Raw genomic sequence first — 17,776 nt, forward strand, 5'->3', positions numbered from 1 at the left:
CTTGCCGATGCAACAAGGCCACTTCAACAAACGGTCCCGGGAGACCACCCTCAAATGTTCCAGCGCCTCTTTGGCCGCGAACGACATGCCAACCGCGCCATCACCGAGGCGCTTTACGCACAAATCGTGGCGGCGGCGCGGCAAACGGTGTTTTATTCCGCCTGGAACGTACCGGACACGCCGCTCGGCCGCTTCGAGATGCTGTCGTTGCACATGTTCCTGTTCCAGCACCGGTTGCGCGGCGAGGGCGGTGCTGCGGCAGAGGTTGCGCAGGTGCTGATCGACGAGTTCTTCATGGATGTCGAACATTCGTTGCGTGAATTGGGCATTGGCGACGTCGGCGTGCCGAAGCGAATGCGGAAACTGGCGAAAATGTTCTATGGCCGTACCGCCGCCTATGATGATGCGCTGCAAAGAAATGACCATGATGCACTCGCCGTCGCCCTTGCCCGCAATGTCAGGCCGGATGCCGGCGCCTGGCCGCAAGCGTCGCAACTGGCACTCTATGCCGCCGATGCATCAAGGCAACTCGCGGAACAGCCGACCGAATCGATCGTTTCCGGAACGGTGTCATTTCCCGTGGCCAACGCTTGAGCGACGGCAGGCCGATGAAGGTGGCGAAGTGGAGGCGAAGATGAAACACCCTGATACCCACAGCCCAGTGTCATTCCTGGCAAATGTCGCCCGGCTGCCGCAAAAGGGGCTGCCGGTGGTGATCGATGCCGACGCTGGGCAGCGCGCCCTGCTGGCCCTCGAGCACGAGCTGCTTTCGGTCGAGAACTATCGCGCCGAACTCCTGGTCGAGCCCTGGAAACGCAACGGAGTGAAAGTCAGCGGCCATGTCGAGGCCGATATAACGCAGGCCTGCATCGTCACCCTCGACCCGGTCGAGGCGCATATCGACGAGCCGGTCGAAGCGCTGTTCCTGCCGGAGCAATCCAAGCTCGGGCGGCAAGGTTTCGACGGCGGCGGTGAGATTCTGCTCGACGCCGAAGGCCCCGACAGCCCGGAAACCTTTTCCGGCGATGCGATCGACGTCGGGGCGCTTGCCGAGCAGTTCTTTGGCTTGGCGATCGATCCATATCCGCGCAAGCCGGGTGTATCGCTGGAGGCCGCCGGCGATGCCGAGCCTGTGGAGAATGAATTCCAGCAAAAGCTCAGATCACTGTTGGGAAAATCCTGATGGCTGACCCAATTTGAGAAAAGTTGGTTGTGCGGCAGCCCAAAACCGTTATTTTCGCCGAACCTTCGCGAGCCCCGCACCTTGGCAAGCCCGCTGGCCAATCAACCGTGAGATGAACACCGCGTGATCAGGATTTCCATCGATGCCATGGGCGGCGATCACGGGCCAAGCGTGGTCATCCCGGCGCTCATGACTGTCGCCACCCGCCGTCCGGATATACGCTTCGTCATTTATGGGCGCGAAGAAGTGGTACGGCCCGAACTCGCCAAATTCCCCAAGCTGGCGGAAGTGAGTGAGTTCGTGCACTGCGAGATCGCAGTGCGGATGGACGACAAGCCGAGCCAGGCGCTGCGCCATGGCCGCTGGAAGTCATCGATGTGGAAGGCCGTCGAGGCGGTCAAGGCAGGCACTGCCGACGCCTGCATCTCGGCCGGCAATACCGGCGCGCTGATGGCAATGTCCAGATTCTGCCTTCGCACCATGGCGACCATCGATCGCCCGGCAATCGCGGCGCTCTGGCCGACATTGCGCGGCGAGAGCGTAGTGCTGGACGTCGGCGCCACCATTGGCGCGGATGCGCATCAACTGGTTGATTTTGCCATTCTGGGCACCGGCATGGCGCGCTCGGTTTTCGGCATCGAACGGCCGAGCGTCGGGCTGCTCAATGTCGGCGTCGAGGAGATCAAGGGTCAGGAAGAGGTCAAGGAGGCGGGTCGTATGTTGCGCGAGGCCAACATGGCCTCGATGAACTACCATGGCTTTGTCGAGGGTGACGACATCGGCAAGGGCAGTGTCGACGTCGTCGTTACCGAGGGATTTGCCGGCAACATTGCGCTGAAGACGGCGGAAGGCACCGTCAGGCAGATCGCCGGCTATCTGCGCGCGGCGATGAACCGGACGCTGATGGCCAGGATCGGCTATATCTTCGCCAAGACCGCCTTCGATCGCCTGCGCGAGAAGATGGATGTCGGCCGCTCCAATGGCGGCGTCTTCCTCGGATTGAACGGCATCGTGGTGAAGAGCCATGGCGGGGCTGATTCGGATGGCTTCGCGGCGGCGATCGAGCTTGGCTACGACATGGTGCGCAACAATCTGCTTGACCGCATCGAAGCGGATCTCGACCTGTTCCATGCCCGCAATCCGAATGCCCAGACAATCCGGAAATCCGACGTCGTCATCGACGCAAAGGAATAGGAAAGAGCATTGATCAGATCAGTCGTGCGCGGCACGGGCGCCGCGCTGCCCCGCCGCATTATGAAGAATGCCGATTTCGAAGGCATGGTCGAGACGTCGGACGAGTGGATCGTCCAGCGCACCGGCATTCGCCAGCGCCACATTGCGGCCGACGACGAGACGACGGCCTCGCTGGGCGAGGCGGCAGCGCGCGCGGCCCTCGACAGTGCCGGCCTGACGGCTGACGACATCGACCTGATCGTGCTGGCGACCTCGACGCCCAACAACACCTTTCCCGCGACCGCGGTCGAGATCCAGAACCGGCTCGGCATGCACCACGGTTTTGCCTTCGACCTGCAGGCGGTCTGCTCCGGCTTCGTCTATGCAGTGACGACCGCGGACCTCTATATCCGCGGCGGCTTGGCCAGACGGGTACTGGTGATCGGCTCGGAAACATTTTCGCGTATTCTCGACTGGAACGACCGCTCGACCTGCGTTTTGTTCGGCGACGGCGCCGGCGCGATGGTGCTGGAAGCAGGCACGGGGGCAGGCGGCATCGCCGACCGAGGCGTTCTGGCGGCCAGCCTGCGCTCCGACGGCATCCACAAGGACAAGCTTTTTGTCGACGGTGGGCCGTCGACCACCGGAACCGTCGGGTACCTCAGGATGGAAGGCCGCGAAGTGTTCAAGCATGCGGTCGGCATGATCACCGACGTCATCGAGGCGACGTTCGCACAGGCCGGCATCGGCGCCGCCGATCTCGACTGGTTCGTGCCGCATCAAGCCAATAAACGAATTATTGACGCTTCGGCCAAAAAGCTTGGGATAGAGGAGCGGAAGGTGGTGGTGACCGTCGATTTGCACGGTAATACCTCGGCGGCTTCCGTGCCGCTGGCACTGTCCGCAGCCGTCGCCGACGGTCGCATCAGAAAGGGTGACCTGGTACTGCTCGAGGCGATGGGCGGCGGCTTCACCTGGGGTGCCGTCCTGCTCCGCTGGTAAGTGCCGAACTATCGGGTTCGGGTCCTTGACCTTGACGGATCAATTACTTAGGTTCTGCCGTTGCTTGTATCGATTTATGTTTTTGAGCTGATGGGACGGTTCGTATGGGGGGAAAGACACTTACGCGCGCCGACCTCGCCGAAGCCGTTTACCGCAAGGTTGGGCTGTCACGTACTGAATCGGCCGAGCTTGTCGAGGCGGTGCTGAATGAGATCTGCGAGGCGATCGTTCGCGGCGAGACGGTGAAGCTGTCGTCCTTCGCGACTTTCCACGTCCGCTCCAAGAACGAGCGCATCGGGCGCAATCCCAAGACCGGTGAGGAAGTGCCGATCCTGCCGCGCCGGGTGATGACCTTCAAGTCGTCGAACGTACTGAAGAACCGTATCCTGCGCTCCCATCAAAACAGCAAAGCCAAGGGCAGCAAGTAGCCGCCCAATCCCCCTTTGCCAAGAATCATGCTCCAGGCTTCGGTTGAAAAATGAACCCTGCTTTTGCGCCGGGCTTGAATATTGTTTCATAAACCGCTGAAATAAGATGCGATTCGGTAGGCCGGATCGGTATTTGGGTGTGATCCGTTCCGCCGGGACGGAAAGCTACTCTCTTTGTTAAGCGTGATGTCGCCCGAACCCGGTTCCCGCCTTTCGCGATCATGCTCTAGCGTGAGGATTCGTCCATGGACAAGAGCCCTGATGCTTTCCGCACCATCAGCGAGGTCGCGGAGGATCTGGATTTGCCGCAGCACGTGCTGCGCTTCTGGGAGACGCGTTTCAACCAGATCAAGCCGATGAAGCGCGGCGGCGGTCGCCGCTACTACCGTCCGCAGGACGTCGAACTGATCAAGGGTATTCGTCATATGCTCTACGACCAGGGCTATACGATCAAGGGCGTGCAGAAGCTGTTGCGCGAGAACGGCAACCAGTTTCTGATCGCCGTCGGCAGTGGCGACATGGCGGCGGTCGAGGCGATCTCGCAGCGCCGACAGGCCGACACGGTACCGCTGACGCAAGCGGCGCAGCCGCGCGGCCCGGACGACGAAATGCTGGTTGGCCAGCCGAGGGTGAAACCCAGCCGTCGTTTTTTCGGTATAGGCAAGACCGACGAGGAAGGTCCGGTTCCGCCGGACACGTCAAAACTTTCCCGTGACAATCGCGCGTTGCTGCAGGAGGCGCTGTTCGACCTCCTGGAATGCAAGCGCCTGCTCGATCAGGTTCGCTAGAGCCCGCCGGGTTGACCGGAACGGTCTTCAGGGTCATGCGTTAGGCTTCCTTCTGCAGATGAAGGAAGCACGTCATGGCATCGCTTTCGAGCATCTCCGACACCGATCTCAACAAGCAGGTCGCGGCCTTGGCCAGGGAACTGGCCACCTTGAAGAAAGCCGTGTTGAAGCAGGGCGGCGCCTTTTACGAAGACGGGCGCGATACCGCGTCGGATTATTATTCGGATATCACTGAGCGCCTCGGCGACGCCTTGCCGGCAATCAGAAGGCAAAGCCGGGCGATCGAGAAGACCGCCCGAGATCACCCGGCGACGGCGGCCGCTGTCGGGCTGGTTCTGGTCGGGCTCGTCGCCAGTCTGTTCCTCGGCGGCCGGCAGCAACAAGCACCGCGAGCGCGTTCAAGGTCGGCACGTTAAGAAAAGCAAATGGCGGTGGTCAGCGGACCGCCGCCATTTTTCGCCGACACGGCAAACCCGGCAAGCGCGCCGCCCTTGATCCAGGACCAGAACGGCTGACTGCGGGTTGTTCGCCCGAGGGTGTTTTCAGTACTTCTTCGCGACAACCTTCTTGTGATGGTGGCGGTAGTGGTGGGCGCGGTGATGGTAGTGATGGCGGTGATGCTTCTTGACGGTGGTGTGCATCGTCGTCGCATTCGCGCTGCTTGCGCCGATGATCGGCATCGAGAGGGCAAGTGCGATTGCAAGTCCAAGGGCGGAGAGAAGAGGCTTCGTCATGACATCGTTTCCTTTTTGCGCAGGCGGAATTTGAGCGTCACTGATTCAGGTCGGTGACTCGAGCGCTGCGGTTGGGACTATCGCCTTGGAGTTTTTCGGCAGTTTTTCCGGCCTGTAGAATTTCGTTTCCGAACTGTGTCTGCTGACGATCCGGCCAGATGTCAGCTCGCCGGCATCCGCCATCCATTCCGGCGTCGGTTCACGATGCCGTGACGCTATCTTTGATGCTTGGCAAATCACCGCCGAGCGGGCATTCTCCCGATCGTCTCAGGCAACAACATGATTTGATCTAACTCTTTCATCCCACGGAGTTGCCAATGCCCCAAATAGCAAAACGCGAACCTTACTCCGAACTGGCGGCGAGCGCGGTTACGCCTGAACGCAGTGCCGTCCGAACCGCCCGGGAAGCCCGTGGATACAGCATCGAAGAACTGTCCCTGGCGTGCGGGCTGGCAGCCTATGAGATTGCCGACATTGAAAGCGGCAAGGATGCCGATCCCTCGAAACGTCGGCGTATTGCCTCCGCGCTTCAACTTCCGGAAAGCGCTCTGTTTGATGAAGCCGTGTTGCCTGCCAAAAGGCGATCCGTGTCGTAGCGACGTGTCATGCTTTTATTCCACGAGCTCGCCATGGGTCGCCCTGGCGGGCTTCGTTTTTTCGGCCACGTAGTGGACTTGTCGGCCGCCACGGCGACGCCAGACGGAAATTGCCGGAGATGAGCCTCGAATCCGTTCGCGCCTTTTTCGCCGCACACGCGCCCGAAATTGATGTCATCGTCACGGAGGCAAGCTCGGCGACGGTGCCTTTGGCCGCCGAAGCGCATGGCGTAGCGCCGGCGCAGATTGCCAAGACGATCTGCTTGCGCGCCGGCGACCAGACGATGCTGATCGTGGCCAGCGGGATCTCCAGGCTGGACAATCGCAAATTCAAGGACCGGTTTGGTGGCAAGGCGCGAATGCTGGACGCCGAGCAGGTGCTCGCCGCGACCGATCATCCCGTCGGTGGGGTGTGCCCGTTCGGCCTACCGGCGCCGCTCCCGGTCTACTGCGACATCTCGCTGCGCGCCTTTGACGAGGTCGTCCCGGCGGCAGGCGCGACGAATGCCGCCGTGCGGCTCAGCCCGCAACGCCTGGCCGAACTCGTCGACGCCGAGTGGGTGGATGTGTGCCAGTAGCCATTTATCCGGGTCGTGGGATCCGCTGAGCGTTACCGCTATTCGGTCTTCTGTGGCTCTTCTTTCTTGATCGTCTGAGCGTCCGTGACAGTCGACATATCGGCCTTCTCGACGCTTGCTGTCTTCGTCTGCGTGTCGACCGATGCCTGGACCTTGGAATGCGCGGGGCAATCCGCAGAGGCAGCTGATATGGACATGGTCAGTGCCGCGGCTATTGCGAGGAATGTCTTCATGATCATTCTCCTCTTTCGTTCGATGGGTAAAGTTAGCCCGTCTGGCACCGACCGCAAAATCACATTTGTTCACACGCGCTCCTGCGCACACGGAAGCCGACGCTGGGCCAGTAATTCAAATGGTTGCGCGGTAGCCCGCTTGCCGTATCAAAGCCCACTGGTTCCGGCCGGAGGATTTTTGGCGTTAAAGATCTCGCCGCTCAGAGCCAGTCTCAAATCTTCGGCGCTGAGCTGACCACTTTCAAATAAATCCATCACCCTGCGGCCGAGCAGCTCTCTGCCTGGATCTCCATCAGCGAGGCCTAATTCACGGCATCGGGCATCGAGTGCCTTGGTCAACATGGTCAGATCGGCAGGACAGGCAACCCCTTGAAGCGACATTGCATCTCTCCCGGAAAGGGCGAAAGCGCGTGGCATCTTCGAAGCGTCCGCTCGCCCTTACAACTGCGGACGACGGCAGTTCAACTACAGCCAACCTTTTTCGAACTCAACATTCAAACGTACCAAAACGCCGCGCGCTCCAATGGGAGGATCCTGCTACAATACGGTATGGCCGTCCGAATAGCGGTTGTCCTCGCGCTTCTTTTCGCCTTCGCCTACGGTTTCGCAAAACTCGCGGAACATTATCGCAGCGTTGGCGACAGGCCCTCTCCGTGTGAAGAATTGCCCTATCCTGATTGTCCTGACCAAAAAGCTCCTCCCCGGGAAGAAACTGAGCCTTGAGCGCGCGCCTGTTCAGGCCAGGCCAGCCGTCGGGATTGAATTAGTTCTTTCCAACCGACGGTTGGTGGACGCATTGCAGCTGATGCGCCTAGGGTCCAGTACGATCCGCGCGCACCGGGCATGCCCAACCCCCGAGTCACCCTGCCTGATGCAAGGCGCCTGATCGAGTCCCGCCGTTCTGGCATGTGCGGCGGGACCTTTTCTTATTGAAGCTGGAATACGGGCTCACGATAAAGGTTGGCGTACGCAGCAAAGCTTACCTAGCCATTACCGCGCGGTTTCTCGGTGGGCTTCTGGCTAGACGCCAGCCTCCGTGCCTCGCGCACGAGTGATGCGTGATCGGTTCCCTCGATGAGATCACGCGCCTGCGTATGTTGCGCTGGTTGCAGTGCGGCTATTGTCTGTACAGCCAGTTTGGGGGAAAACTGGCTAAGCCTTTGGATTTTAATGGTCGGAGTGGCCGGATTCGAACCGACGACCCCTTGACCCCCAGTCAAGTGCGCTACCGGGCTGCGCTACACTCCGGACCGGTCGCGATGTATCGTGATAGACCGGGTCCGGTCAACCGAATTCGGTTGCTGTCCTGCCTGAAGCAACCGCGACGGGGATTGCCGGTCGCTGCGTCGCCCGCAGCTGCCACTGGTGGCGGTATTCGAGCGCGATGGCACCCCAGATCAAGCCGAGCAGCAGGTAGACATGGCGCCAGTGGTCGATGTCGATGAAGGTGCCGAGCCCGATATTGCCGATGAAGGCGACGTAGGCGCATAGAAGATAAGGCTGCCACGGCCGGTCGCGCAGCAGAATGCGGAAGCCGGCGGCGATCGTCCAGCACGTCAGCGTCAGGAACGACACGAAGCCGGGCCAGCCGTAATCCATCAGCATCTTCAGCCAGATGTCGTGCGTGTCCTCGCCGAAGATCTTGCCGAAGACGAGCGGGCCGATGCCGAAAGGATGCTCCAGTGCCATCTGAAAGCCGATCGTATAGCGGGCGAAGCGGCCGAGCCGGGCGGTGTCGTAGCTTTGTTCGAGCTGTGCGCGGTTCGAGAACATTTCGGCGACGCCTGGCAGTTGCAGGATGACGATCATTGCGATGATCAGCAGTCCGACGGCGGCGAGGGTCATGACGACGACGCGCAGCCTGAACTTGCCGCTGGCGCTCTGCAGGAACAACGCACCGGTCAAAAGGATCGCCGAAACGGCGAACATGCCCCAGGCGCCGCGCGAAAAGGAAAAGAAGATGCCGGCGGTGATGATCAGCAGCGGCATAGCCAATAGAGGCATGCGCGCGACCGAGCCGGTAAGCAGCAGATAGAGCAGGTAGATGCCCGGCAGCACCAGGAACGGACCGAACACGTTCGGGTCCTGGAAGGCGCCGGCGGCACGGTCGTATTTGGTGAAGATCTCCGCTCCTGGAAAGGCATGGAAATAGCCGGCTATGCCGACCAGCGAAGTCAGCACTGCCGATACCACATAGGCGACGAAGATCACCCGGTAGAGACTGGGCCGGACCGCCGTTACCGAAGCGAAAAAAACCGCGGTTAAGGCCAGGAACAGCGAGACGGCGAGATAGAGCGGCGTGCCGGCGAGGTCCGACATCTGCGTCATCGAGATCATGCCGCCGATGTTCATGATCACCAGCAGCACCAGCAGCGGCACCGCCGCGCGTTGTATGCGCAGGCCGAACAAGGGCCACACCACGATCAGCCCGACCATATAGAGGTCGTATGGCGCCGGTTCATCGATGACGAAGCCCGACAGGAAAACACCGAGGAAAACCGCCCCCGAAGCAATCAATGCAATCAGCTTGGCGTTGACCGCCGTCGCGGGCAATTCATAGGCCGTCGCGCTCAATACGCGTTTTCCGTATTGAGCAGGCGGATCGGCGTCAGGAACAGGATTCTGAGGTCGAACAAGAGCGACCAGTTCTCGATGTAATAGAGGTCGTATTCCGTCCGCATGCGAATCTTCTCGTTGGTGTCCATCTCGCCGCGCCAGCCATTGATCTGCGCCCAGCCGGTCACACCGGGTTTGACCTTGTGGCGGGCGAAATAGCCGTCGACCACTTCATTGTAGAGGAGGTTGTGCGACTGCGCGGCAATGGCGTGCGGGCGCGGCCCGACCAGCGACAGCGAACCGAACAGCGAATTGAAAAACTGCGGCAGTTCGTCGATCGAGGTCTTGCGGATGAAGCGGCCGACGCGGGTGACGCGCGGATCGTTCTTGGTCACGGTCTGTTTGGCCGTCGGGTCCGCCTTGTCGGTATACATCGAACGGAACTTGTAGACGTCGATGATCTCGTTGTTGAAGCCGTGCCGCTTCTGATGGAACAGCACCGGCCCCTTGCTGTCGAGTTTGATCGCGATTGCGGTCGCCAGCATCACCGGCGAGAACACGATGATGCCGATGATCGAAAAGACAATGTCGAAGGCGCGCTTGGCGACCGAATCCCAGTCGTTGATCGGCTTGTCGAAAATATCGAGCATCGGCACCGAGCCGATGTAGGAATAGGCGCGCGGCCTGAACTGCAGCGCGTTCGAATGCGCCGATAGCCGGATGTCGACCGGCAGCACCCACAGCTTCTTCAATAACTGCAGCACGCGCGATTCGGCGGTCAGCGGCAGCGATACGATCAGCATGTCGATGCGCGCGATGCGGGCAAATTCGATGAGTTCGGAAATTGTACCGAGCTTGGGATAACCGGCGACAACCGGCGGCGACCGCTTGTCGCCGCGGTCGTCGAAGATGCCGCAGATGCGGATGTCGTTGTAGGGCTGCCTTTCGACCGAGCGGATCAATACCTCCGCCGCCTTGCCGCCGCCGACGATGACGGCGCGGCGCTCCATCCGCCCGTCGCGCGCCCAGCGCCGGATCAGCTTCGACATCACCAGTCGGAGACCCAGGATCAGCACGAAACCGACGACGAACCATGTGCCGAAGAGCAGGCGCGAATAGTCTTCCGACATTTTCATGGTGAAGGCGGTGAGCGCCATCAAGGCGAATGTTCCGGCCCAGACCAGCAGGAGACGGCCGAAATTGGCGATCGGCAGCATCAGCGCGACGATCTGGTAGCGGTCGGTGACGTCGAACAGAACGACCGCGAGGAACGAAGTGGCGGCGATCGTCAGTGAGTATTGCCAGGCAAGATAGTTGAAAAAGCCGACATAATAGAAATAGACGGCAAGACCTGACACCAACAGCAGCGCGAATTCCACCATGCGCAGGACGCCGCTCACCATGATCGGCGACATCGTATCGCGCCGGTATTGCGAGGCGACCTGGCGGGCAACATCGTTCATGCCGCCGGCCGTATTGTTCTCGGCAGGGGCGTCGAATTTGCGCACCGCGTCTAGCGAAAAACGGCGCGCTGGGTCGATTTCGTTCATGGGGCGTCCGCAGGTTTCCCTCAGGTGAATAGCAAAAGAGAGCTAAGAAACCCTTGAAACAACGGATGGCTTTGGAGACGCTTTCACCAGGAGCAGCCCGGTGGAAACCCGTTGCTCTATTTTTTGAGCGCGGCGAAATAGGCCTTTTCGATTTCGGCGGCCATTACATCGGCGCCGAAGCGTGCCTTGAGGTCGGCGAGGCCGGGCATCAGGCCTTTGTAGGTGTCGAGATCGGCCAATGCGGCGCTTATCTTGTCGCCAAGTTCGCGCGGGTCGGGCCGGATCAGGACAGGTGAGCCGGTGTCGAAGATTTCCGGTATGCCGCCGACCGCCGTCGCGATGATCGGCTTGCCGGCGGCGAGCGCTTCCAGAACTATATAGGGCATGGCTTCCGCACGCGAGGGAACGACGACCAGTTCGGCCAGCCTGAAGGCGAGCCTGGCCGGCATCGGCGCCAGGAAGCTGACCTCGAGGCCGAGCTGATTCACCTGGGCGCGATAGCGCGCCAGGTCGTCGCCGTCGCCGACCATCAGCGCTTTCAATGGGCGGCCGAGCCGTGTCGCGGCTAGCCCCAGCGCATCGATGAAGATGTCCGGGCCCTTGAGATCGCGCATCATGCCGATATAGAGGAGGTCAACCGCATTGTGCTCGGTCCGCACCGGCTCGAACTCGGCGGCGCGCAGGCCGTTGTGGACGAGAGCGTTCGGAATGGGCGGCTCGCCGACCTTCCTGCGATAAGTCCGCCGCTCATAATCGGAAACAAACAGCAGGCAATCGGTGAAGCGAGCCATGAAGCGCTCGAGCGCGAAGAACAGCTTCCCCATGGCGGTGGTCTCGTCATAGTGAAGCGAGCCGCCATGCGGCGAATAAAGGCGGGCTACGCGAGACCTGGATACCCGTAACAATGAGCCGAACAGACGGGCATAGGCGCCACCTTTGGCGCCATGCCCGTGCAGCACGTCCGGCCGCAATTCTTTTATGATCCTATAGGTGCGCCGGGCCGAGGCGAGATCGCCTGGCCCGACATGCCGCTGCATCGGGGTGCGGTGAATGCCGAGTGCCAGGCTGCCTTTCATCTGTTCGAACAGCTGTTCCTCGAAATCGCCGCCCGTCGTCGAATCGCAGACGATGCCGACGGCATGGCCGGCGGCGACCTGAGCCTCGGTCAGGTCGCGCACATGCCGGAAGATGCCTCCGACCGGTGAGCGAAAGCAGTGGACGATCCTGAGTGTGTCCGCCACTTTGTCAGCACATCAAAACAGGCGTTCGCGAACATAGACTGTATCGCCGGGCAGCAGCGGGTCGGAGATCACCACGCGTCCGGTTATCACCTTGCCGTTGATGTCGCGGGTAATGTCGACGCTTTCCTGGTTGGCGCGTGGCGTGAACCCGCCGGCGATGGCGACGGCTTTCTGCACGGTCAGGCCTGGAACGTAGGAATACTGCCCCGCCGCACCCACTTCACCCATGACGAAGATCGGCCGGTAGCGATCGATTTCTACCGAAACATCGGGATCCCGCAAATAACCCTGGCGCAGTTTCTCGGCGATCTCGCTTTCAAGCTGTTGGGCGGTGTGGCCGCGCGCCGGCACGTTGCCAACGAGCGGCAGCGAGAGATAGCCGGACTGATCGACGCTGTAGGTATTGGTCAGTCCTTCCTGCTCGAACACGGTTACGCGGACGCGGTCGCCGGCGCCGAGGCGATAGGGCTGGTCGAGAACTTCATGGAATGCGGCCGGCGTCGGCCGGTAGCTGGAGCAGCCCGAAAGCATCGATACGGCAAGCAGCGCGCGGAAAAGGGGAGCAGTGCTTTTCATGAGCGGACACGTACCTTTGAATAGCCGGCGACTCTGCGGCAAACCTTAACGATCGAGCTCGGTTATCATCCTGTTAGGGTTAATGGCCGGTAAAGGCGCGCGGCCGATGCGGGCCGGATCGACGAATGCAGATGGTTTTCAGCCTCTTGTTTGCGGCTTGTTAATAGAGCCTGACAGGTTCTTACCGCGATATTAACGGCTGAGTTACCATAGTTGTTTACGGTGCATGCTGACTCAGTACCGGAGCAGGGATGCATGTCCGTTCAATCCGCGGCCGCAGATGTCGACGTCGATCTCAGGCAGCTTTTCGCCAGCCTGGCGCGAAACTGGCTGCGCATCCTTGTCGTCGCACTGGTTGTAACCGGTCTGGCCTTTGCGCTCGCCTGGCTTGCAACGCCCGAATACAAGGCGGCAGCCAAGCTGGAGATCGGGCCTCGAGAATCGGAGTTCACGCGGCCAGCCGGGGCCAACGGCAACGAGCGGTCGATTCCCGACGAAGAGGCTGTGGCCACCGAGGTCCAGATCATCTCGTCCCCCGACATCCTCAAGCAGGTGGCGGCGAAGCTCAACCTGGCGAAATTGCCCGAATTCGACGAGGCGCTGAAGATGTCGGCGCTGAGCCGCGCCCTTGTCCTTGTTGGCTTGAAAAGCGATCCGTTCGAGATTCCGCTGGAAGAGCGCGTGCTGGACGCAATGCATGAGAAGCTCAACGTCTATGGCGTTGAAAAAACCCGCGCGATCGCAATCGAGTTCTCGTCAGAGGATCCAAAGCTTGCCGCCGCGATCCCGAACGCCATTGCAAACGCCTATATCGCCTCCAAGGGCAATGCCAAGCTCGAATCTAATTCCGCCGCCACCGACTTTCTGGCGCCCGAAATCGCGGATCTGCAGAACCGGGTGAAGGAGGCGGAAGCCAAGGTTGCCGCATTCCGTGCGCAGTCCGATCTTTTGATGGGCGGCAACAATTCGGTGCTTGCCACCCAGCAGCTGTCCGAATTGTCGAGCGAACTGTCACGCGTGCGCGCCAATCGCGCTTCGGCGGAAGCGACCGCTGACAGCGTGCGCAGGGCGTTGCGCAATGGCGGCTCGCTGGATGCCGTTCCGGAGGTGTTGTCTTCCGAACTGATCCAGCGCCTGCGCGAGCGGCAAGTCGAACTCAAGAACAACATCGCCGACCTTTCCACCACCTTGCTCGACAACCATCCGCGCATCCGCGCGCTGAAGTCGCAGCTCGCGGATCTCGACCGCCAGATCCGCAACGAAGCGGAAAAGATCATGAAAGGTCTGATGGCGCAGGCCGAGACGGCGAAGGCGCGAGAGGCTCAACTCGTGGCAGACGTCAACACGCTGAAGGCGGCGTCCGCCCGCGCCGGCGAAGAGCAGGTGGAACTCGATGCGCTGCAGCGTGATGCCGCGACCAAGCGTCAGCAGCTCGATCTCTATTCATCCAGCTATCTCCAGGCGGCCGCACGCAAGGATCGCAACTATCTGCCCGTCGACGCTCGCGTATTTTCGGAGGCCCAGGTGCCGGCCGAACCTTATTTCCCCAAGATTGGTCCGATTGTCAGTGCGGCCTTTGTCGGCTCGTTGCTCATCATGGCGATCGTCACGCTGCTGCAGGAACTGTTTTCCGGCCGCGCCATGCGTCCGGCCGCCGGTGCCCATTTCGAGCGCATCGAGCAGGTTGCGATGCCGGCTGTCCAGGCCGAACGCGTGATGGCCGAGCCCGACCCGTCGGTTGGCCGGTCCGAACCGGCAGTCGTTGAGATCGATGAGGCCGACGACGACAATATCATTGAAAGCAAAGTGGAGCCGGAACCCGTCGCGGTGGCGGAAGCGGCTGCCGAGAAAATCGAACCGGAGTACTCTGAAATGGCAGCTGGAGACATTGAACCGGCACGTTCTATCCTCGGCGAGGTCGACATCGACAAGGCCGCGGAAAAACTGATCGCCACCGGTGCCGCCCGCGCCATATTCGTGTCACCGGAAGGCGACGAGGCGGCCGCCTCGGCAGTGCTGGTGGCGCGCGCAGTCTCCGACGCCGGGCTTCGCGTGCTGCTGCTTGATCTCACCGCTTCGGGTGCTGCCTCGCGGCCGATGCTGGACAGCGGGCTGTTTCCGGGCATCACCGATCTGCTCGCCTCACAAGCGCAGTTCAGCGATGTGATCCACCCCGATCTCTATTCGGACTGCCACGTGATTCCCGTCGGCACAGCCGATCCGGTCCGCGCCATGCGCGCCGCCGACCGGCTGCCGATCATCATGCAGTCGCTGACCACCGCCTATGATTTGGTCGTGGTCGAATGCGGACCGGCCGACGCGCAAGGCATCAGCCGCCTGGTGGGCGAGGGGACCGAGGTTTTGCTCTCCATGCTTGAACCGGACGACGAGGTGACGCAGGCCGCGGTCGCGCTCATCGAGAGTGGCTATCCCGACCTGACGCTGGTCACGCCCATCGGCCATGTGGCGCCGGGCCCAATGCCGGGACGGCGCTCGGCCGCCTGAGGCAGTTTTCTCTCAAATCGAAATCAGCTGTCGTCTTCGCCTGCGGCCGGTGCTGTCCGCCCCACGGCTTTGCGGCGCAGCAGCTTGGTCAGCTTCCAGACCATTGGGCTGTGCTTGATGAATGCCTTCAGGCTTGCTCCCTGCCTGAGCGCCAGCGCCAGCGCACGACCTTTCGGCGTCAGCGGAACCAGCACCTCGAAATGCTGCGTTTCGACATCGCACCACAATCGCTTGTAGGGTTCGTCGCCAACCGAGAAATCATAGATTTCGAAACCCGCCTCGGAGGCTTCCTGGATGTTCTCGAAGAACAGGAAGTCGCCCGGGCTGGTGTGTGCGAGGTCGTCCTCGGCAATCGCCCCGAATTCGCAGATCAGCCGCTTGCCCGAGCGGCTCGACCCGGTGACTGCACGAAGTTTGCCGGCGACTTCCAGCCCATGCAGGACGAAGGACGGATCTTCCTCTTGAAGCGCGTCGGCAAACAGCGAGCGGAAAAAAGCGCGCACCTCCGCCTCACCGAAAACATTGGCGATGCCCATCTTGCGGAAGCGGAATTCCTTCATCTCAAAAAAGGCATCGAGCAGCATGTGCACCTCGTCCGAAGTTCTCGCCTCGATGCGACGATAGCTGCCAACGGCCTCGAACTTGCGCGCCTGCGAGCGATGCTTCTTGCGCCTGCGCTTGCCGCTCACGCGGGTGAGCAGTGCGTCAAATCCTCCCACAAGACCGGCGGCCAGCGACAGATTGGGGCTCGAAAAATGCGGCAAGGCGGAGAGCGGGTTGGCAACGCCGTCGAGATCGGGCAGCAACCGCTCCAGCGCAACAAGATCGATGTCGCGCCGCGCCTTGGCAATCGCAGCCAGCATCGAGCGGATCGCCGCGCTATCGGCATTCGCCAGCCATTGCGGGTCGGCGGCGGCAAAATTGCCGTTTGCATGGCGGCCGCCCATGAAACGGGCGACGCGGAACGCTCCACTGCGAGTGACCTCCAGCGCCAGTGAGAAAACCGGCCTGTCCTCGGCGCGCAGCGTCGCAACGACAACGTCGGCGCCGGTATGTGCGGCCCAGTTCAGGATCCAGCCTGCGCTTTGCGCAGGGGCAAAAAGCGCCGAATGGCAGAATTCTGCGTACGCCGCCAACGCCGCACTATCGGCGACCGAGGTTGACAGGCCGGCTTTGCCGGCCGGCAAGGCACACGGCGACGCCTCGCTGCTTGCCAGCCGATTGCCGTCAAATGACGCGGTGGCGTCAACCATACCTCAATCCTTAGGGCGTATTCGTCGCGATTGGGGGTCCCGCGCAGGCGCATTCCATGCTTGATGAGCTTAGGCGCAAAAGGTGAATGAATGATCGACGGGGGCGAGGCAATCCGCAAACTGGCGCTCAATATCGCCCGCTATTCCGGTCTCGCGCCGCTGGCCAAGCCGTTTATCGGCGGCCTTGGCGCCATCCTGATGCTGCATCGGGTTACCGCGACGCCGGAAAAGCCGAACGGCGTCAACCGCCACTTGAACATCGCGCCCGGGTTCCTCGACACCGTGATCGCCGACATGAAGGCGAACGGCTACAGTTTCGTCACGCTTGACGAGGCGATCGAGCGCATCAAGGCTGGCGACAAGGACGGCCAGTTTGCGACAATCACCGCCGACGACGCCTATCGAGACAACATGACCGAGGCGCTGCCGGTGCTGGAGAAACACGGCGCGCCGATCACCATCTACGTCGCGCCGGGGCTGATCGACGGCGCTGCCGATTTGTGGTGGGACGTGGTCGAGGACATCGTCAATGCGCGCGATCGCCTGACGCTGACGACGCCGGATGGCCCGGTGACAATCGACTGCTCGAGTCCGGGAAAAAAGGTCCAGGCCAATGCGCGCCTGCACGCTCATCTGACGCTGAAGGTGCGCGAGCAGGACCAGCGTGCGGTGTTGCGGGATCTGGCGCGCTCGAACGGCATCGAGTTGGGTGGTCCGCGCCCGAGCACGCTGATGAACTGGGACGAGATCCGCACCATGGCCGGGCACCCGCTGGTGACGATCGGCGCACATAGCGTCAATCACTGCAATCTGAAGCGGCTTTCCGAGAGCGATGCGCGACATGAGATCGGCGATGTCAAGCGCATATTGCAGGCCAAACTCGGCGAGGAGCCGCGCCATTTCGCCTATCCCTACGGTTATGCCAGTGCCGTCGGCCGCCGCGAAGTAGGCCTAGTTCGCGATGCCGGCTACGCCTCGGCGGTGACGACCCGCCACGGCATACTCCGCGCCGAGCATGCCGGCTTCCTGCACGCCCTGCCGCGCATTTCGGTCAATGGCCGTTACCAGAGCGTCGCCCACATCCGAACAATGTTGTCGGGCGTGACGACGCCGCTGGCCAATGCCGGCAAGACGGTGGTGACGATCTAACTGTTGCCTCGCCCCTTCGGCCGCGGCTCCAGGATCAGCCATTTGATGATGCCCATCGCCGGCAGCACCCACAAAAGCCCGCTGAGCAGGAAGAAGATGAAGTGCGCCAGCGGCCCGGACTGCGACAATTGGGCGACCGCCACAATCGAGGCGACCAGCGCATAGACTATGACCAGCACTACCAGCAGGAAGCTTCCGATCAGCTTTTTCAGGCGAATGGGCATGGCGCGA

Annotated in this window: 20 protein-coding genes and 1 tRNA gene; 11 read left to right on the top strand and 10 right to left on the bottom strand. The window is 61.5% G+C overall.

The genetic code is table 11. The features are described from left to right. The first annotated feature begins 54 nt into the window (after positions 1 to 54). The 7 genes from NKH41_RS12870 to NKH41_RS12900 all read left to right on the top strand — a co-directional run bounded on the left by NKH41_RS12870 (position 55) and on the right by NKH41_RS12900 (position 4,990). The gene (locus tag NKH41_RS12870) at positions 55 to 594 is read left to right on the top strand and encodes a ubiquinol-cytochrome C chaperone family protein (RefSeq protein WP_352501523.1); all 540 of its coding nucleotides are present in this window, start codon (positions 55 to 57) and stop codon (positions 592 to 594) included. 40 nt (positions 595 to 634) lie between these two features. Then, on the top strand, positions 635 to 1,183 hold the full coding sequence (locus NKH41_RS12875) for a YceD family protein (RefSeq protein ID WP_352926085.1): 549 nt from the start codon (positions 635 to 637) through the stop codon (positions 1,181 to 1,183). A 123-nt stretch (positions 1,184 to 1,306) separates the two neighbouring features. Then, positions 1,307 to 2,377: a phosphate acyltransferase PlsX gene (gene plsX / locus NKH41_RS12880; RefSeq protein ID WP_352472001.1), complete on the top strand. Its 1,071-nt coding sequence runs from the start codon at positions 1,307 to 1,309 to the stop codon at positions 2,375 to 2,377. Between the two features lie 9 nt (positions 2,378 to 2,386). Further along, entirely contained in the window at positions 2,387 to 3,358 is a 972-nt protein-coding gene (locus tag NKH41_RS12885) for a beta-ketoacyl-ACP synthase III (protein ID WP_352932795.1), read from the top strand. Positions 3,359 to 3,462: 104 nt separating this feature from the next. Further along, positions 3,463 to 3,786, top strand: coding sequence for an integration host factor subunit alpha (locus NKH41_RS12890; protein WP_023717292.1), 324 nt, complete (start codon positions 3,463 to 3,465; stop codon positions 3,784 to 3,786). A gap of 245 nt (positions 3,787 to 4,031) precedes the next feature. Next, on the top strand, positions 4,032 to 4,574 hold the full coding sequence (locus tag NKH41_RS12895) for a MerR family transcriptional regulator (RefSeq protein ID WP_023674511.1): 543 nt from the start codon (positions 4,032 to 4,034) through the stop codon (positions 4,572 to 4,574). 74 nt (positions 4,575 to 4,648) lie between these two features. Continuing rightward, positions 4,649 to 4,990, top strand: a complete 342-nt coding sequence (locus NKH41_RS12900; RefSeq protein WP_352932798.1) for a hypothetical protein — start codon at positions 4,649 to 4,651, stop codon at positions 4,988 to 4,990. 126 nt (positions 4,991 to 5,116) lie between these two features. Here the strand turns inward: NKH41_RS12900 and NKH41_RS12905 are convergent, their stop codons facing one another. Beyond that, the gene (locus NKH41_RS12905; RefSeq protein WP_352932800.1) at positions 5,117 to 5,308 is read right to left on the bottom strand and encodes a hypothetical protein; all 192 of its coding nucleotides are present in this window, start codon (positions 5,306 to 5,308) and stop codon (positions 5,117 to 5,119) included. A 317-nt stretch (positions 5,309 to 5,625) separates the two neighbouring features. Here NKH41_RS12905 and NKH41_RS12910 point away from each other — a divergent pair, with 317 nt between their 5' ends. Together NKH41_RS12910 and NKH41_RS12915 are read left to right on the top strand one after the other, a co-directional pair. Beyond that, entirely contained in the window at positions 5,626 to 5,904 is a 279-nt protein-coding gene (locus tag NKH41_RS12910; protein WP_023674515.1) for a helix-turn-helix domain-containing protein, read from the top strand. 119 nt (positions 5,905 to 6,023) lie between these two features. Then, positions 6,024 to 6,482 (top strand): YbaK/EbsC family protein, encoded by a 459-nt coding sequence (locus tag NKH41_RS12915; RefSeq protein ID WP_352456594.1) that lies wholly within the window; start codon positions 6,024 to 6,026, stop codon positions 6,480 to 6,482. Between the two features lie 38 nt (positions 6,483 to 6,520). Here the strand turns inward: NKH41_RS12915 and NKH41_RS12920 are convergent, their stop codons facing one another. From NKH41_RS12920 to NKH41_RS12950, 7 genes are all read right to left on the bottom strand, one after another. After that, the gene (locus NKH41_RS12920; RefSeq protein WP_023674517.1) at positions 6,521 to 6,715 is read right to left on the bottom strand and encodes a hypothetical protein; all 195 of its coding nucleotides are present in this window, start codon (positions 6,713 to 6,715) and stop codon (positions 6,521 to 6,523) included. Positions 6,716 to 6,862: 147 nt separating this feature from the next. Then, positions 6,863 to 7,096, bottom strand: a complete 234-nt coding sequence (locus NKH41_RS12925) for a hypothetical protein (RefSeq protein ID WP_352932803.1) — start codon at positions 7,094 to 7,096, stop codon at positions 6,863 to 6,865. Positions 7,097 to 7,886: 790 nt separating this feature from the next. Continuing rightward, a tRNA-Pro gene (locus NKH41_RS12930) sits at positions 7,887 to 7,963 on the bottom strand. Positions 7,964 to 7,999: 36 nt separating this feature from the next. Then, positions 8,000 to 9,289: an O-antigen ligase family protein gene (locus NKH41_RS12935; protein WP_352932806.1), complete on the bottom strand. Its 1,290-nt coding sequence runs from the start codon at positions 9,287 to 9,289 to the stop codon at positions 8,000 to 8,002. Continuing rightward, positions 9,286 to 10,821: an undecaprenyl-phosphate glucose phosphotransferase gene (locus tag NKH41_RS12940; protein ID WP_352932809.1), complete on the bottom strand. Its 1,536-nt coding sequence runs from the start codon at positions 10,819 to 10,821 to the stop codon at positions 9,286 to 9,288. Before NKH41_RS12940 ends, NKH41_RS12935 begins: the two co-directional genes overlap by 4 nt. A 116-nt stretch (positions 10,822 to 10,937) precedes the next feature. Then, on the bottom strand, positions 10,938 to 12,062 hold the full coding sequence (locus NKH41_RS12945) for a glycosyltransferase family 4 protein (protein WP_352932812.1): 1,125 nt from the start codon (positions 12,060 to 12,062) through the stop codon (positions 10,938 to 10,940). 12 nt (positions 12,063 to 12,074) lie between these two features. Beyond that, the gene (locus NKH41_RS12950; protein WP_352682029.1) at positions 12,075 to 12,638 is read right to left on the bottom strand and encodes a polysaccharide biosynthesis/export family protein; all 564 of its coding nucleotides are present in this window, start codon (positions 12,636 to 12,638) and stop codon (positions 12,075 to 12,077) included. A gap of 255 nt (positions 12,639 to 12,893) precedes the next feature. On the opposite strand from NKH41_RS12950, the gene NKH41_RS12955 reads away from it, so the two are divergent. Then, the gene (locus NKH41_RS12955; RefSeq protein ID WP_023674626.1) at positions 12,894 to 15,143 is read left to right on the top strand and encodes a GumC family protein; all 2,250 of its coding nucleotides are present in this window, start codon (positions 12,894 to 12,896) and stop codon (positions 15,141 to 15,143) included. A 23-nt stretch (positions 15,144 to 15,166) separates the two neighbouring features. Here the strand turns inward: NKH41_RS12955 and NKH41_RS12960 are convergent, their stop codons facing one another. Beyond that, positions 15,167 to 16,396 (bottom strand): GNAT family N-acetyltransferase, encoded by a 1,230-nt coding sequence (locus NKH41_RS12960; protein WP_352932815.1) that lies wholly within the window; start codon positions 16,394 to 16,396, stop codon positions 15,167 to 15,169. 90 nt (positions 16,397 to 16,486) lie between these two features. Here NKH41_RS12960 and NKH41_RS12965 point away from each other — a divergent pair, with 90 nt between their 5' ends. Further along, a complete protein-coding gene (locus tag NKH41_RS12965; protein WP_352449326.1) occupies positions 16,487 to 17,545 on the top strand; it encodes a polysaccharide deacetylase family protein in 1,059 nt (352 codons plus the stop codon). On the opposite strand, the gene NKH41_RS12970 is transcribed toward NKH41_RS12965, so the two are convergent. Beyond that, positions 17,542 to 17,769 carry a DUF2842 domain-containing protein gene (locus NKH41_RS12970; protein WP_023674629.1) on the bottom strand — a complete coding sequence of 76 codons (228 nt, stop codon included), beginning with the start codon at positions 17,767 to 17,769 and terminating at the stop codon, positions 17,542 to 17,544. The two genes, NKH41_RS12965 and NKH41_RS12970, sit on opposite strands and share 4 nt — an antisense overlap. Positions 17,770 to 17,776: the final 7 nt, after the last annotated feature.

The sequence above is a fragment of the Mesorhizobium sp. M1169 genome (assembly GCF_040318345.1).
Lineage (GTDB): Bacteria > Pseudomonadota > Alphaproteobacteria > Rhizobiales > Rhizobiaceae > Mesorhizobium.

Coding starts and splice junctions, on each gene's coding strand:
- NKH41_RS12870 (WP_352501523.1), top strand. CDS start 55: ATGTTCCAGCGCCTCTTTGGCCGCGAACGACATGCCAACCGCGCCATC.
- NKH41_RS12875 (WP_352926085.1), top strand. CDS start 635: ATGAAACACCCTGATACCCACAGCCCAGTGTCATTCCTGGCAAATGTC.
- NKH41_RS12890 (WP_023717292.1), top strand. CDS start 3,463: ATGGGGGGAAAGACACTTACGCGCGCCGACCTCGCCGAAGCCGTTTAC.
- NKH41_RS12895 (WP_023674511.1), top strand. CDS start 4,032: ATGGACAAGAGCCCTGATGCTTTCCGCACCATCAGCGAGGTCGCGGAG.
- NKH41_RS12900 (WP_352932798.1), top strand. CDS start 4,649: ATGGCATCGCTTTCGAGCATCTCCGACACCGATCTCAACAAGCAGGTC.
- NKH41_RS12905 (WP_352932800.1), bottom strand. CDS start 5,308: ATGACGAAGCCTCTTCTCTCCGCCCTTGGACTTGCAATCGCACTTGCC.
- NKH41_RS12910 (WP_023674515.1), top strand. CDS start 5,626: ATGCCCCAAATAGCAAAACGCGAACCTTACTCCGAACTGGCGGCGAGC.
- NKH41_RS12915 (WP_352456594.1), top strand. CDS start 6,024: ATGAGCCTCGAATCCGTTCGCGCCTTTTTCGCCGCACACGCGCCCGAA.
- NKH41_RS12920 (WP_023674517.1), bottom strand. CDS start 6,715: ATGAAGACATTCCTCGCAATAGCCGCGGCACTGACCATGTCCATATCA.
- NKH41_RS12925 (WP_352932803.1), bottom strand. CDS start 7,096: ATGTCGCTTCAAGGGGTTGCCTGTCCTGCCGATCTGACCATGTTGACC.
- NKH41_RS12940 (WP_352932809.1), bottom strand. CDS start 10,821: ATGAACGAAATCGACCCAGCGCGCCGTTTTTCGCTAGACGCGGTGCGC.
- NKH41_RS12950 (WP_352682029.1), bottom strand. CDS start 12,638: ATGAAAAGCACTGCTCCCCTTTTCCGCGCGCTGCTTGCCGTATCGATG.
- NKH41_RS12955 (WP_023674626.1), top strand. CDS start 12,894: ATGTCCGTTCAATCCGCGGCCGCAGATGTCGACGTCGATCTCAGGCAG.
- NKH41_RS12960 (WP_352932815.1), bottom strand. CDS start 16,396: ATGGTTGACGCCACCGCGTCATTTGACGGCAATCGGCTGGCAAGCAGC.
- NKH41_RS12965 (WP_352449326.1), top strand. CDS start 16,487: ATGATCGACGGGGGCGAGGCAATCCGCAAACTGGCGCTCAATATCGCC.
- NKH41_RS12970 (WP_023674629.1), bottom strand. CDS start 17,769: ATGCCCATTCGCCTGAAAAAGCTGATCGGAAGCTTCCTGCTGGTAGTG.